The 13,200-nt window shown below is 66.0% G+C and carries 14 protein-coding genes; 6 read left to right on the forward strand and 8 right to left on the reverse strand.

Annotation, left to right across the window (positions count from 1 at the left end; translation table 11 throughout):
- Window positions 1-48 precede the first annotated feature (48 nt).
- A complete protein-coding gene (gene rlmM, locus GRB80_RS02195; protein WP_161422400.1) occupies window positions 49-1,128 on the forward strand; it encodes a 23S rRNA (cytidine(2498)-2'-O)-methyltransferase RlmM in 1,080 nt (359 codons plus the stop codon).
- Between the two features lie 3 nt (window positions 1,129-1,131).
- Here rlmM and GRB80_RS02200 read toward each other — a convergent pair whose 3' ends face one another.
- Window positions 1,132-1,422, reverse strand: a complete 291-nt coding sequence (locus GRB80_RS02200) for an antibiotic biosynthesis monooxygenase family protein (RefSeq protein WP_132045157.1) — start codon at window positions 1,420-1,422, stop codon at window positions 1,132-1,134.
- Between the two features lie 75 nt (window positions 1,423-1,497).
- On the opposite strand from GRB80_RS02200, the gene tusA reads away from it, so the two are divergent.
- Entirely contained in the window at window positions 1,498-1,737 is a 240-nt protein-coding gene (gene tusA / locus GRB80_RS02205; RefSeq protein ID WP_132045155.1) for a sulfurtransferase TusA, read from the forward strand.
- Here tusA and GRB80_RS02210 read toward each other — a convergent pair.
- The 3 genes from GRB80_RS02210 to GRB80_RS02220 all read right to left on the reverse strand — a co-directional run bounded on the left by GRB80_RS02210 (window position 1,734) and on the right by GRB80_RS02220 (window position 5,083).
- A complete protein-coding gene (locus GRB80_RS02210) occupies window positions 1,734-2,465 on the reverse strand; it encodes a hypothetical protein (protein ID WP_132045153.1) in 732 nt (243 codons plus the stop codon). The two genes, tusA and GRB80_RS02210, sit on opposite strands and share 4 nt — an antisense overlap.
- 148 nt (window positions 2,466-2,613) lie before the next feature.
- Window positions 2,614-3,675 carry a DUF3080 family protein gene (locus GRB80_RS02215; RefSeq protein WP_161422401.1) on the reverse strand — a complete coding sequence of 354 codons (1,062 nt, stop codon included), beginning with the start codon at window positions 3,673-3,675 and terminating at the stop codon, window positions 2,614-2,616.
- On the reverse strand, window positions 3,647-5,083 hold the full coding sequence (locus tag GRB80_RS02220; RefSeq protein WP_161422402.1) for an MATE family efflux transporter: 1,437 nt from the start codon (window positions 5,081-5,083) through the stop codon (window positions 3,647-3,649). Before GRB80_RS02220 ends, GRB80_RS02215 begins: the two co-directional genes overlap by 29 nt.
- A 123-nt stretch (window positions 5,084-5,206) precedes the next feature.
- Here GRB80_RS02220 and GRB80_RS02225 point away from each other — a divergent pair, with 123 nt between their 5' ends.
- Window positions 5,207-5,770, forward strand: coding sequence for an elongation factor P hydroxylase (locus GRB80_RS02225; RefSeq protein ID WP_132045149.1), 564 nt, complete (start codon window positions 5,207-5,209; stop codon window positions 5,768-5,770).
- 135 nt (window positions 5,771-5,905) lie between these two features.
- Window positions 5,906-8,071 (forward strand): dehydrogenase E1 component subunit alpha/beta, encoded by a 2,166-nt coding sequence (locus GRB80_RS02230; RefSeq protein WP_309663609.1) that lies wholly within the window; start codon window positions 5,906-5,908, stop codon window positions 8,069-8,071.
- Between the two features lie 8 nt (window positions 8,072-8,079).
- On the opposite strand, the gene GRB80_RS02235 is transcribed toward GRB80_RS02230, so the two are convergent.
- Window positions 8,080-8,574 (reverse strand): hypothetical protein, encoded by a 495-nt coding sequence (locus GRB80_RS02235; protein ID WP_161422403.1) that lies wholly within the window; start codon window positions 8,572-8,574, stop codon window positions 8,080-8,082.
- Between the two features lies 1 nt (window position 8,575).
- Window positions 8,576-9,478 (reverse strand): TatD family hydrolase, encoded by a 903-nt coding sequence (locus GRB80_RS02240; RefSeq protein WP_161422404.1) that lies wholly within the window; start codon window positions 9,476-9,478, stop codon window positions 8,576-8,578.
- Between the two features lie 123 nt (window positions 9,479-9,601).
- Here GRB80_RS02240 and GRB80_RS02245 point away from each other — a divergent pair, with 123 nt between their 5' ends.
- Complete coding sequence (locus tag GRB80_RS02245; protein ID WP_161422405.1) at window positions 9,602-11,548, forward strand: ATP-binding cassette domain-containing protein; 1,947 nt, start codon at window positions 9,602-9,604, stop codon at window positions 11,546-11,548.
- Window positions 11,549-11,635: 87 nt separating this feature from the next.
- Here the strand turns inward: GRB80_RS02245 and GRB80_RS02250 are convergent, their stop codons facing one another.
- The gene (locus GRB80_RS02250; protein WP_132045141.1) at window positions 11,636-12,091 is read right to left on the reverse strand and encodes a universal stress protein; all 456 of its coding nucleotides are present in this window, start codon (window positions 12,089-12,091) and stop codon (window positions 11,636-11,638) included.
- A gap of 120 nt (window positions 12,092-12,211) precedes the next feature.
- On the opposite strand from GRB80_RS02250, the gene GRB80_RS02255 reads away from it, so the two are divergent.
- A complete protein-coding gene (locus GRB80_RS02255; protein ID WP_161422406.1) occupies window positions 12,212-12,733 on the forward strand; it encodes a preprotein translocase subunit YajC in 522 nt (173 codons plus the stop codon).
- Here GRB80_RS02255 and slyA read toward each other — a convergent pair.
- A complete protein-coding gene (gene slyA, locus GRB80_RS02260; RefSeq protein ID WP_161422407.1) occupies window positions 12,730-13,182 on the reverse strand; it encodes a transcriptional regulator SlyA in 453 nt (150 codons plus the stop codon). The two genes, GRB80_RS02255 and slyA, sit on opposite strands and share 4 nt — an antisense overlap.
- Window positions 13,183-13,200: the final 18 nt, after the last annotated feature.

The following is a 13,200-nucleotide window of genomic DNA, read 5'->3' on the forward strand; positions in this document are numbered from 1 at the left end:
GCAGCAGGTTGGGTTCACGAGGCGCTGTAACGGTAAGGAAGAGACGGCATGGAGAAGACGACAACATATCCGGTGGAGCTTCTCTGCTACTGCCGCCCGGGCTTCGAACCTGACCTGGCTGCCGAGCTCTCCGAGAAGGCGGCTTCGCTTGGCAGAGCGGGGGAGACCGACTTTACACGGGATGCAGGCTTCGTGAGGTTCCTGCTCCCCGAGGGAGAGGTCGCCAATGGCCTGCATCGTGACCTGCCGCTGGGCGGGCTGGTCTTCGCCCGGCAGAGTCTGGTGGCGTTGCCGCCGCTGACGCTGTCGCGGGACGATCGACTGACATCGATCGTCGATCAGGTGGAGGCCAGTGGCTGGAGTTTCGAGAGCCTCTGGCAGGAGACCCCGGATACCAACGATGGCAAGGCGCTGGCTGGGCTTGCCAAGGCGCTGGAGCGGCCGTTGACCTCGCTTCTGAAAAAGCGCAAGGCGCTGCGTCGCAAGGCGGGCGGCAGGCGCCTGCATCTGCTGTGGAGTGCCGGTGACCGGGTTCAGCTGGGGATGAGCTTTCCGGGAAATCGCAGCGAGCTGCCGGGCGGCATCCGTCGTCTGCGTTTTCCCAAGTCGGCGCCCAGTCGCTCCACTCTCAAGCTGGAGGAGGCGTGGCATGAATTCGTGCCGCGGGGAGAGTGGGACGAACGACTCGGCGAGGGCATGCAGGCGGCAGACCTCGGCGCGGCACCGGGTGGCTGGACCTGGCAGCTGGTGCAGCGGGGCATGCATGTCTATGCGATCGACAATGGCCCGATGGACAAGGCGCTGATGGCCACCGGGCAGGTTGAGCACCTGCATGCGGACGGCTTTACCTGGGAGCCTCCGTACCGTCTCGACTGGCTGGTCTGCGATATCGTCGACAAACCCTCACGGGTGGAGGCGATGGTGGAGCGCTGGCTGGTTCGGCGCTGGTGCCGGGAGGCGGTATTCAACCTCAAGCTGCCGATGAAACAGCGCTGGCCGGAAGTGGATGCCTGTCTGCGTCGGCTTTCCGAGGCGCTGGAGGCGGCCAGGGTCGAGGCCGACATTGCCTGCCGCCACCTCTATCACGATCGTGAAGAGGTGACGGTGCATGTGAGACTGAAAGGGTAAGCGTCAGTGCGTGGTGGGTTCGTAGATGCGGATCCGCTCTTCCTCGGTTAGCAGTGGCAGCAGGCGCTGCATTACCTGAGTGCGGGTCTCGCTGGTGTACCACTCCTTCCAGGCACGCAGGTCACGCCACTTGGTGATCATCAGACGCCGGTCGCTGTGCCCCTGCTCCACGAGGCTCTCACCACCCACGAAGCCCTTGGCACCCAGCGACACTCGCATGGCCTCGCGGGCGGCCGCCTCGTACTCTTCCTCGAGGCCGGGCATGATACGGCGTTCGATAATGATCTTGATCATCTTGCAGGCTCCGACTGATTTCTTTAGCACCTAATGCCTTTACAGCGATCTTCAATTGTCACCAGGAGGTTCTCGATGGCGGAGAAACACGACTTTCAGGCCGAACTCGATACCACCGGACTCTACTGTCCCGAGCCGATCATGCTGATGCACAACAAGGTCCGCGACATGCAGACCGGGGAGGTGCTCAAGGTAGTCGCCAGCGACCCGGCGACCACCCGCGATGTGCCCAAGTTCTGCCAGTTTCTGGGGCATGAGCTGGTCCATCAGCAGCAGCAGGGAGACAGTTATCTCTACTTTATCCGTTTAGGCTAATCCTGTCCCCTCTGCGCCGCCGGCGTGGCTGGGATGCCCTCAGGCACCACCATCAGGGCCAGCGCCTCCAGGGTCGCCGGGTCCTCCTGGCGAATCCGGTTGGCGATCTGGCGCTGAAAGAAGTAGACCCGGCGATGGCGGCTATGCACGGGATAGAGACAGGCATCGCCGAGCACGATCGGCGTCTGCTCCACATGGCGCTCATCGGCGAGTAGCGCCTCGACCGTGCCGTCGCTGTAGAGTCGCCAGCCGAATACCTGCTTGAGCTGCCAGGGGGCCTCGCCATCATCCATGCACAGGGCGTGGGTGCCCTGCAGTTCGGGTAGCTGCTGGATCAGGGTGACCTGCTCGGTCTCCTCGTAATCGAAGTAGCTGGCGGCGTGCTCCAGCTCCATCACCTTGTGCTCTGGAGCGCTATCGAGCAGCTCCTCGGTCTCGGGATCCCGATAGCCGACGAAGCGGCCATGCTCGTCATCGTCCAGGCGTTGGCAGGGTGTCAGTGACTCCATCCACGCCACCAGGCCCACCACTTCACCATCCTCGCGTAGTCCCCAGGCCAGCAGTGGCATGCCATACAGGGTGTCGGGGCTGGCGTCGAGGCGATACACCATCTCGAGCCCATCAAGCTCCGGTGCCAATCGGACCAGGCGGCGTCTGGCCTGCTGACGCTGGCGCCTGGCATCCAGGTCGATGACCCGGGCAGTGCGGGGTGACATCTGGGTTCCCATGGTGTCCCTCCAGGTGCTGCTTGATCACGGATCCAGGCCGGGCGGAGATCGCCCCGGGCCGGTGCGGAAGCGCTCTGCGTCACTCAAGCACCACCAATAGCATAGACCCGATCATAGGTTAAGCCCTGCATCACGGGGCCGCTGACGGTCATGCCTCCGGGCAGCGTGAGGCGAGAGCCTCGCGCCGCTCAAGATGGGCCTGCAGGGCCTGATGGAAACTCGGAAATGGCGCCTCGGAATTTTGCCGAGAAAGCCACGCCTGACGATAGGCCTGCACCGCTTCCGGCGGCGTCTCAAGGCTATCGAAGAGTGGCAGGAGGCGGGTGAGCCACGCCTCAGCGGCATCATCCAGTGCTGTCAGCCAGTTGGCGAGCCGCCGTGCCTCGGGTGCCTGCCGCGGGTCGGCAGAGAAGCCTTCCGGCGGACAGTATCCGGGGGTGTCGAGCGCCTGGTCGAGCAAGGTATTGGCTTCCGTGAGGCGCTGTTCGGCGAGCAGCAGGGTGCGCAGTAACTGTGCCGTGTAGGGACGGTCGTTGAGCGCCTGCAGGTGTCTCTCGAGTGCCTCGAGGTCGACCGGTCGCGGAGAGCTTTCCAGCGGCGCGCGACTCAAGGCGTTAAGGTACTCGAGGGCGGTTAGCTGCTCACTCGGAGGCGTCAGGTCATCCGGGGGCAGTGGGGAGCTGACGCGTGAGAAGCTCTGCGCCCACTCCTCGGAACCGAAGAGCCCATTCCAGCTCGCCTGTGGAAGCTGTCGGCGCTTGGTGGAGGTTAGTTGTTCGAGACGAGCGAGGTCATCCGCGGCCAGCCTGTCGGCCACCCCGCTCGACAGGCATGCCGTGAGGCGTTGCCACAGTTTTAGTTCGTACTGCCAGCGCTGGCTGGCGGGGGCCACAAGTCCCAGGGTGCTGTTGCGCTGGGCGACCAGGGTGGTGATATGGCACTCACGCAGGGCAAAGATGTCGAGCAGGCCCTCGCGGGTGTCGGGGATGGGGACACGGCGTTCGCGTAGCCTGGGGAAGGCACCGATATTGCGTGGCTCGGCGTGGTCGGGAGGTGACAGGTCGAGGCGTTCGGCCAGGGTTCGCTGATAGTCGCGGAGCAGCCGATCGCTGGCATCGTTGGTGTCGCAGCCTGCCAGCATCAGGATAAGCGCTATGGCCACGATGCCACGGCACACAGGGTCAGGGATGAAGCGGGTCGCGTTCGCCATGGGCCACCGCCTTGCTGATTCGTCTCAGTCGCTCACCGAGCAGGATGGCCGCGACGGTGAGCCCTCCGATCAAGCCGATCCAGTAGCCATGGACGCCGAGCGGCGCCACGAGTCCAGGAATTCCGCGGGTGCCCAGCCAGTGGCCGCCGGCCATGCCCACCAGCCAGTAGGAGGTCAGCGTGATCACCATGATGATACGCGTGTCCTTGTAACCGCGCAGTGCGCCACCGAGATTGACCTGTAGCGAGTCGGAGACTTGGTAGACCATGGCCAGCAGGACCAGCGACAGGGCCAGAGAGGCCACTTCCGGGTCCCGCGTGTAGAGCCCGATCACCGGTTCGGCGGTGAATCGCAGCAGCAGGCCGTTGAGCAGGGCCACGGCCAGGCAGAGGACAATGCCATGCCAGGCGATCCGGCGCGCATGGTTGTGGCGCTGCTGTCCCAGCACATTACCGACCCGCACCGTTAGCGCCATGCTCAGCGACAGCGGCAGCATGAACAGGATGGAGGTGTAGTTGAGAGCTACCTGATGGGCAGCCACGGTGACCTCGCCGAGGCTGGCGATAAACAGGGCGATCAGCGTGAATAGCGTGACCTCGACGAAGATTGCCACACCGATGGGCAGTCCTACGTACAGCAGTTCGCTGACCAATCGCCAACGTGGGAGGCTGGCGGTATGCCATAGCGACACCTTGCCATAGGCACGCGAGTGGCGCGTATAGAGCCCCATGCACAGGCACATGGTCCATAGCGAAAGCGCGGTGGCGATCCCGCAGCCCAGCGCGCCAAGCGCCGGCAGCGCCTTAAGCCAATGCGGCAGCCAGGGCCCCAGCAGGGAGGTCAGTCCCTCGCCGCCGTAGATCAGCACGAAGTTGCTTGGCACATTGACGGCCAGCCCCGCCAGGCTGATCCATAACGAGGGACGGGTATGGTTCATGCCGTCGGAGAAGGCGCGCAGGGCCTGGAAGAGCGCGGCCCCGGGCATGCCGAAGGCCACCGCAAGAAGATAGCTACGCGAGCGTTCGGCGACTGCCTCGGGCACTTCCATCAGGGTGAAGATCGGGCCCACCGCAAACCACAGCAGCCCGGCGGCCAGTGCACCGAGTACCAGCGCTACCCATAGCCCCTGGTGCACATTGGGGGTGATCTCCGCGATACGACCTCCCCCCAGCAGCTGAGCGACGATGGGAGTGAGCCCCATCAGGGTGCCGGTCATGAACAGCATCAGTGGCAGCCACAGGCTGGAGCCAACCGACACCGCCGCCAGGTCAGTGGCGCTCAGTCGACCGGTCATCATCACATCGGCCACGCTCATGCCTGCCTGAGCCAGCTGGGCGCCGCAGATCGGCAGGGCCAGCGCCAGCAGTGGACGAGTCTCACGGCGGGCGGTATCGAAAAGGGTGGCCATCGGGCGGCTCAAGAGATGCGCTCCATGCAGTCGGGTAGGGGGGCCAATGCTAGCAAGGCCGGGCATTCTTTGCCCGTCTGGCGAGCGGTATACTAGGGCCTCAACCACGATCATGGAGGCCGCGTGACACACCGCTTGGAGGATATCATCGCCCTGTTCGATGGCCTGTTTCAGGAGACCTACCGAACGCGTCTGGTACGGGGTGGCGATGACCCCCTCTACCTGCCCGCCGACGCCGACTCGCCCTGGCACCGAGTGATCTTCGCCCGCGGCTTCTTTACCAGCGCATTGCACGAGATCAGCCACTGGTGCATCGCCGGGGCGAAGCGCCGCCAGCTGGAGGACTACGGCTACTGGTATCTGCCCGATGGGCGCGATGTCGCCCAGCAACGTGACTTCGAGGCCGTGGAGGTCGCGCCCCAGGCGCTGGAGCTGCTCTTCTCGCGGGCCTGTGGCCTGCGCTTCCATGTCAGCGTCGATAACCTCGATGGCGATGCCGTAGTGGACCGTGAGGCCTTCCATGCCAGGGTCGAGGCGCGTGCACGACGCTACGAGCGTGAAGGGCTGCCGTCGCGGGCAGACGCGTGGCGCCGTACCCTGGCCGCCTTCTATGACCAGGGCCTGCCTCTGTGCGAGGCGGTGGCCTCCGGTCGCGCCAGGCTTGCCGCCTCGCCTCAGCCGGCCTGAGTGGCGCGCCACGCTCGGCAGGGGCGATATGAACCCACGGGCAGCCTCCTTATCGGACCCGGGCGGTCGCTCCAACACCCTCGTCTGGAGAGCAGGCTAGGCTAGGGGGAGACATCAACGCCGCGAGGTGCCGCCGTGTTTCCCGACCCGTTACCCCAGGAGCAGCGCTTCCTCGATGCGCTGGCCCAGGACGACTGGCCCGCCGCCGATCAGTCCCTGACGCCGGGCGCCGTGGGGCTCGCCCCTGAAGAACTGATCGAGCTGTTCGAGTCGCAGCTGATGAGCCGTCACCTGGATCTCCAGGCACGGCGTCTGCAGGCCCGCGGCGAGGCCTTCTACACGATCGGCAGCGCCGGCCATGAGGGCAATGCGGCCATCGCCCTGGCGCTTCGCGCTACCGATCCCGCCTTCCTCCACTATCGCGATGCGGCCTTCTTTCTTCAGCGGGCCCGCCGGGTGCCTGGGCAGACGCCGCTGTGGGATATGCTGCTGAGTTTTGCGGCCTCCGCCGAGGATCCGATCTCCGGTGGCCGCCACAAGGTGCTTGGCTCCAAGACACTGTGCATCCCCCCTCAGACCAGCACCATCGCCTCACACCTGCCCAAGGCCATGGGAGCGGCCTACTCACTGGGGCTGTGGCGACGGCTGGGAGCTGGTGGCGAGTGGCCCGGCGACAGCGTGGTGCTGTGCAGCTTCGGCGACGCCTCCTTCAACCACTCGACTGCCCAAGGTGCCTTCAACGCCGCCGCCTGGTCCGCCTTCCAGGCTGTGCCGATGCCGCTTATCTGGCTGTGCGAGGACAATGGCATCGGCATTTCCACGCCCACACCGGAAGGGTGGGTGGCGGCCAGCATGGCCGCACGCCCGGGTATCCACTACCTGGCCTGCGACGGCCTCGATCTGCTCGATACCTGGCGTGTGGCCCGCGAGGCGGTGCGCATCGCTCGCAGCAGGCGCCAGCCAGTGTTTCTGCACATGCGCTGTGTCCGTCTGTTCGGTCATGCCGGCTCCGATGCTCAGCAGGCCTATCTGCCAGCCTCGCGCATCGAGGCCGATGAAGCCCGCGACCCGCTGCTGATCGGCGCCGGGCTGCTGCGCCGCCACGCGGGGCTCGACCGTGAGGCGGTCGCCGCTCTCTATCATCGGGTGCGCGAGCGGGTGGCGCGACTGGCCGAGGAGGCGGTGTGTCGGCCGCGCCTGGAGCAGGCATCTCAGGTGATGGCCAGCATCGTACCACCGCCGCGCCCTGGCCGCGTTCAGCCTTGGCGTGGCGAGGTCAGCACGACCCCCGACACCCTGGCTCGACGGCTCAATCAGGCACTCGATCGGCTGATGACCCGCTATCCCCACCTGGTGCTGGCCGGCGAGGATATCGGCCGCAAGGGGGGCGTCTACGGGGTGACCCAGAAGCTGCAGGCGCGCTTCGGGGGGCATCGGGTGATCGATACCCTGCTCGATGAGCAGAGCATCCTCGGGCTCGGCATCGGCATGGGGCAGAGTGGCCTGGTACCGATTCTTGAGATCCAGTTCCTGGCCTACCTGCACAACGCCGAGGATCAGCTACGCGGCGAGGCGGCCACCCTGAGCTTCTTCTCCTGCGGCCAGTACACCAACCCCATGGTGGTGCGTATCGCCGGGCTGGGCTACCAGAAGGGCTTCGGCGGCCACTTCCACAACGACAACGCCATCGCCGTGCTGCGCGATATCCCCGGCCTCTTGGTGGCCTGCCCCGCCAACGGCGCCGATGCCGTGGGGCTCCTTCAGGAGGCGGTGCGCCTGGCCGACGAGGAGCAGCGGGTGGTGGTCATGATCGAGCCGATCGCCCTCTATCACCGCCGCGACTTGCTGGAGGAGGGGGATGGCGGCTGGTGCTTTCCCGACCCGGGAGCGGAGTACCGCCTGGCGCCGGGGGAGCTCGGCCGCTGGGGCGACGGTCGCGAGCTGGCCATCGTGACCTACGGCAACGGGGTCCATCTCTCTCGTCAGGCGGCCGCGCGGCTTCAGGCCGAGGGTATCGCCCTGCGCATCATCGATCTTCGTTGGCTCACCGCCATTGATCACGACGCCGTCTTCGCGGCGGTGGCCGACTGCGCGCGGGTGTTGATCGTCGACGAGTGTCGGCGTACCGGGTCGGTGAGCGAGGAGCTGATGACCGCCCTGGTGGAGCGCGGGCTGCCCGGCGAGCGTCTGGCACGACTCACCGCCGAGGACAGCTTCATTCCGCTGGCACGGGCCGCCACCGTCACCCTGCCTTCGGTTGAAGGCATCGTGGCGCATGTACGGGCACTGCTGGCGCGATAGCTGGGCGATCAGCTCTCCTTCAGGCGTTGATGCAGGTGCAGCATCACCTCCACCTCATGTTCGGGGCGCAGCGGCTCCAGGCCCAGTTCGCCAAACAGCTCGCCCCGGGCACGCGACCAGTCGCCGGGGTCGAGGTCATCATACAGGCTGTCGGCGGGGGCCAGCTCGACGAAGGGGTCGAGACCATAGGTGTCGAAGAGCTGCGAGAGGGCCGCCTCATCGTCGCCGACGCCGGCGGTGTAGAGAGTGGCATTGAAATGGTCACCCTCCAGCTCGCGGATCACGTCCAGCGGGCTGACCCCCATGCTGCCGAGCTCCTCGAGGCTGTAGCCACCGAGTGATACCAGCTCGGCCTCCAGCCACTCATCATCGGGCTGTATCAGGGTGTGCTTGATACGGCCGTCGGGCAGCGTCCAGGCGATTGCCAGCGGCAGGCCGCCCGCATCGCCGGTCTCCACGGCGATAAAGCCGGGGATCGAGTTGTCTGTGCCGTTGGGTGGCATGTCAGGAGTCCTCATGTGTCATGTCGTCGCGGCCTGTCTCGCCGGCGGCGTCCGCGGTCAGCCGGAAGAAGCGCCGGGCGGTAGCGGTGGTGGCGGTTGCCAGCTCGGCTTCGGATTCGCCACGCCAGTGGGCAATCTCACGCAGGATCCAGGGCAGCAGGGCCGGTTCGTGACGTCTGCCCTTGAGTTTGGCAGGTAAGTTGCGCGGCAGCAGGTAGGGACAGTCGGTCTCGAGCATCAGCCGCGTCGAAGGAATCTGGGTGACCAGCTCCCGAAGATGGTGGCCGCGGCGCTCGTCGCATAGCCAGCCGGTCAGGCCGATATGCAGATCCAGGTCGAGATAGCCGAACAGCGTCGCGCGGTCGGCGGTAAAGCAGTGCACCACGGCATCCGTGATCTCGTCTCGCCAGGCATGCAGGATCTCGCGCATGCGCTGGCCGGCATCTCGCTCGTGAAGAAATAGCGGCTTGCCGTTCTCCGCCGCCAGCTCCAGCTGAGCCTCGAAGGCCAGCTCCTGTTCGGCGGGCGTGGAGAAGTTGCGATTGAAGTCGAGGCCGCACTCACCCACCGCCACCACCTCGGGCTGGCGATGCAGTTCGCCCATGGCGGTCGCGAGATCGGCGTCCCAGCGGCTGGCGTCATGGGGATGCACCCCGGCGGTGGCATGCAGCCCCAGGCCCTTGCCGGCGTGCTGGCGCGCCATGGCGATGGCCTGTTCGGCATGTTCGCGGTCGGTGCCGGTAAGAATCAGCGTTGTGACATTGGCCGCCTGTGCACGGCGCAGCACGGCCGGGAGGTCCCGGGCAAAGCTGTCATGGGTGAGGTTGGCACCGATATCCACCAGGGGCGCGGGCGCGGTGAAGCGCAGCGCCTCGGGCAGGAAGTCGTCGAAGGTGTCGGACACGCCTTGGCTCCTGTGCGTGAGGATCGGCAAAGGCCACTATTCTACCCGTCGGTTGGATGCTGCGGCCACGTCGGGGCGCGCTTGCGTTACACTGGGCGCCCTGTCGATCGAGGAGGACCCCGCGTGACCCTGCTACGTCTGGAACAGCTGCAACTGGCCTATGGTACCCATGTGCTTCTCGATGGCGCCGATCTGGTGCTGGAGAAGGGCGAGCGCCTGGCCCTGGTGGGGCGCAACGGCACCGGCAAGTCCACGCTGCTGCGCCTGGTGGCCGGCGAGATCCTGCCCGATGGCGGCAGCATCTGGCGTGCTCCCGGGCTCAAGATCGGTGTGCTGGCTCAGGAACTTCCCGAGGCCTCCGGCCAGACGATCTTCGATATGGTGGCCGGTGGCCTGCCCGAGGCCGGCGAGCTGCTCTCCGAATACCACCATCTGATTCACGAGGAGGAGCCGGACATGCGCCGCATGTCCGAGCTGCAGACGCGGCTGGAGGCCATCGATGGCTGGTCCTTCCACCAGCGCATCGATGTGGTGCTGACTCGCCTCGGTCTTCCCGGCGAGGCCGAGATGGCGTCGCTCTCCGGTGGCTGGCGTCGCCGTGTGGCGCTGGCAAGAGCGCTGGTGGCCGAGCCTGACCTGTTGCTGCTCGATGAGCCCACCAACCACCTCGATCTCGACACCATCGCCTGGCTGGAAGAGCAGCTGCTGGACTTCAGGGGGGCCGTGCTGTTCATCACTCACGACCGCGCCTTCCTGTCGAAGCTGGCCACCTCGATCCTGGAGCTGGATCGCGGCCGCCTGGGGCGCTACCCCGGTGAGTACGCCGCCTATCAGGCGCAGAAGAACCACGAGCTGGAAGTGGAGGCTCGAGAGAACGCCGAATTCGACAAGAAGCTCGCCCAGGAGGAGGCCTGGATTCGCCAGGGGATCAAGGCGCGCCGTACCCGCAATGAGGGACGGGTCAGGGCGCTGGAGCAGCTGCGCCGGGAGCGTAGCGAGCGCCGCGATCGCCAGGGCAAGGCCTCACTCTCTGTCGACAGCGGCGAGCGCAGTGGCAAGCGGGTGGTGAGCCTCGAGCATGTCAGCCAGCACTTCGCCGACGAGACGGTGATCCGCGACCTCTCCATCGAGGTGCAGCGTGGCGATCGTATCGGCTTTATCGGCCGCAATGGCGCCGGCAAGACGACGCTGCTCAAGATCCTGCTCGGCGAGCTGGAGCCGAGCGAAGGCAAGGTGCAGTTCGGTACCAAGCTGCAGGTGGCCTACTTCGATCAGCTGCGCGCCGGACTGGAGCCGGAGAAGACGGTCTATGACAACGTGGCCCAGGGCAGCGACCGCATCTCCGTGGGCGGCCGCGACCGCCATGTGATGAGCTACCTGCAGGACTTCCTGTTCACGCCGGAGCGAGTGCGCCAGCCGGTAAAGGCGCTCTCCGGCGGTGAGTCCAATCGCCTGCTGCTGGCCAAGCTGTTCACCCAGCCGGCCAACGTGCTGGTGCTGGACGAACCGACCAACGACCTGGATGTGGAAACCCTGGAGCTGCTCGAGGAGCTGCTGCTCAGCTTCGATGGCACCCTGTTGCTGGTTTCCCACGATCGCGCCTTCATGGACAACGTCGTCACCAGCGTGCTGGCCTTCGAGGGCGAGGGGCGGGTGCGTGAGTATGTGGGTGGCTACAGCGACTGGGTGCGTCAGGGCGGGAGCCTGCCGCCGGCCCCCTGGGAAGGGGCGGCGCGCCAGCATGCCGAGCCGGTGGCGGAGGCGCCAGCGGCGGAGCCGGAGAGGAAGGCCTCCTCCACGAGCGAGTCGGCGGCGAGCGCTACCGCGAAGAAACCGGTCAAGCTCTCCTACAAGCTGCAGCGTGAACTCGATGGGCTGCCGGCGGAGATCGAGCGGCTGGAGGGAGAGGTCGCTGAGTTCGAGACCCAGGTGGGCGACCCGGCCTTCTATCAGCAGGAGGCCAGCAAGGTGACCGCCACCCTGGAGGCTCTCGCGGCGCGTCAGGCCGAGCTCGATGCGGCCATGGAGCGCTGGATGGAGCTGGAGGCGATGGCCGCCGGAGAGGCATGAACCATGAACCATGAACGAAGAGGCGTGAGCGAGGAGCCATGAAAAAGGCGCCCTCTAGGGCGCCTTGTCAGGAAGGAGGCGAGGGGATTACTCCGCGCTCTCCTCTCCCTTCTTGCCGACGCGCACGGCGAGGACGTCGCACTGGGCCCCGTGGAGCACGCCGGTAGAGGTCGAGCCCAGCAGCAGGGCGAAGCCATGGCGGCCATGGGACCCGACCACGATCAGGTCGACATCATTCTCCTCGGCGAAGCGGTGGATCTCGGTGTCGGGCATGCCCACCAGCACGTGCTGATCCTCCTTGGCCACATGGCTATCGGCGATCTCGGCCAGCCGCTGCTTGGCATGCTCATCGAGCTGGTCCTGGATGCTGGTCAGGTCCATGGGGATATCGCCGCCATAGGCGAAGCCGAGCGGCTCTAGGGTGTGCATGATCGAGAGCCGGGCATGGTTGCGGTCGGCAATCTGATGAGCACGCTCAAGCACCCTGTGGGAATCCTTGGTCAGGTCGACGGCGACCAGGACGTGACGATATTCGTTGCTCATGGGACGTCTCCTCGACGGGTATCTCTCGGTGAATCGTATGCCTTCACTCTAGGCCGGCAGGCGCGGCAAGACAACGATCTATATCAACCATTTCGCATTAACTCGAGGGGAGAGGCGCCAATGATCTGGCTGATTATCCTGCTGACCATGTTTCTGGTGATATCACCGGTGATATGGCTCAAGCCCAATCCACGCCAGAAGCGGGTGGGGTCACTACGCAATGCTGCCATGCAGACGGGCCTCAAGGTAACCCTGCGGGTGCCGCCCCTGCATGGCGAAAAGACTCCGATGCCGGCCTATCGTTGGCCCTACCCACCACGGCAGCCGGGGCCGGACTTCATGCTGGTGCGAGACTCGCACGCGGCCGAGGCGCTCAAGCCCTTCGCGCATGACTGGCGCTGGCGCAAGGAGCCGCTGCGTCCCCTGCCCGAGGCGTTGGAGGCCAGGCTCAAGCGACTGCTGGAGCGGCTGCCTCAGGACGCCCTGGTCGTGGAATCCGGGGCCGACGCCCTGACCCTGTGGTGGCAGGAATCCCAGGGCTTTGCGCGCTTCTCGACCTATCTGGAGGACTTCGAGACCCTGCGAGACGGCCTGGCGGGCCGACCCGATGACCCGCAAGTGCCGGGACCGCCTGCGTTCTAGTCTTCTACCGTGGCCTCGCCACGCGACTGCAGGGCCAGGCCGTTGTCCTCGATGCGTGACAGCAGCTGAGCCAGGGTGGCGATCTCCTCCCGGTCGAGCCCGGCGAGCATCTCATTGCGAGCCTCGCGTACCACGTCGTCGATGCGCTCGAGCAGTGGGGTGGCGGCTGGAGTCAGAAACACACGCTTGGTGCGACGGTCCTGCTCACAGGGGCGACGTTCCACCAGTCCCTGGTCGGAGAGCTGGTCCAGGGTGCGCACCAGTGAGGGGGCCTCCACGCCGATGGCGCGGGCCAGGTCGCACTGGGGCTGGCCGTCGCCCAGTCGCCACAGGTGGTAGAGGGTAACCCAGCGAGTCTGGGTTAGCCCCAGGGGCGCGAGACGCTCATCGATGACCGCCCGCCATAGGCGAGGTAACCGGCTGAGCTGGAATCCGATATTCTCATGCATGGGCAAAGGGCCTTCGAT

Source organism: Halomonas icarae, assembly GCF_009901955.1.
Classification (GTDB): Bacteria; Pseudomonadota; Gammaproteobacteria; order Pseudomonadales; family Halomonadaceae; genus Halomonas; species Halomonas icarae.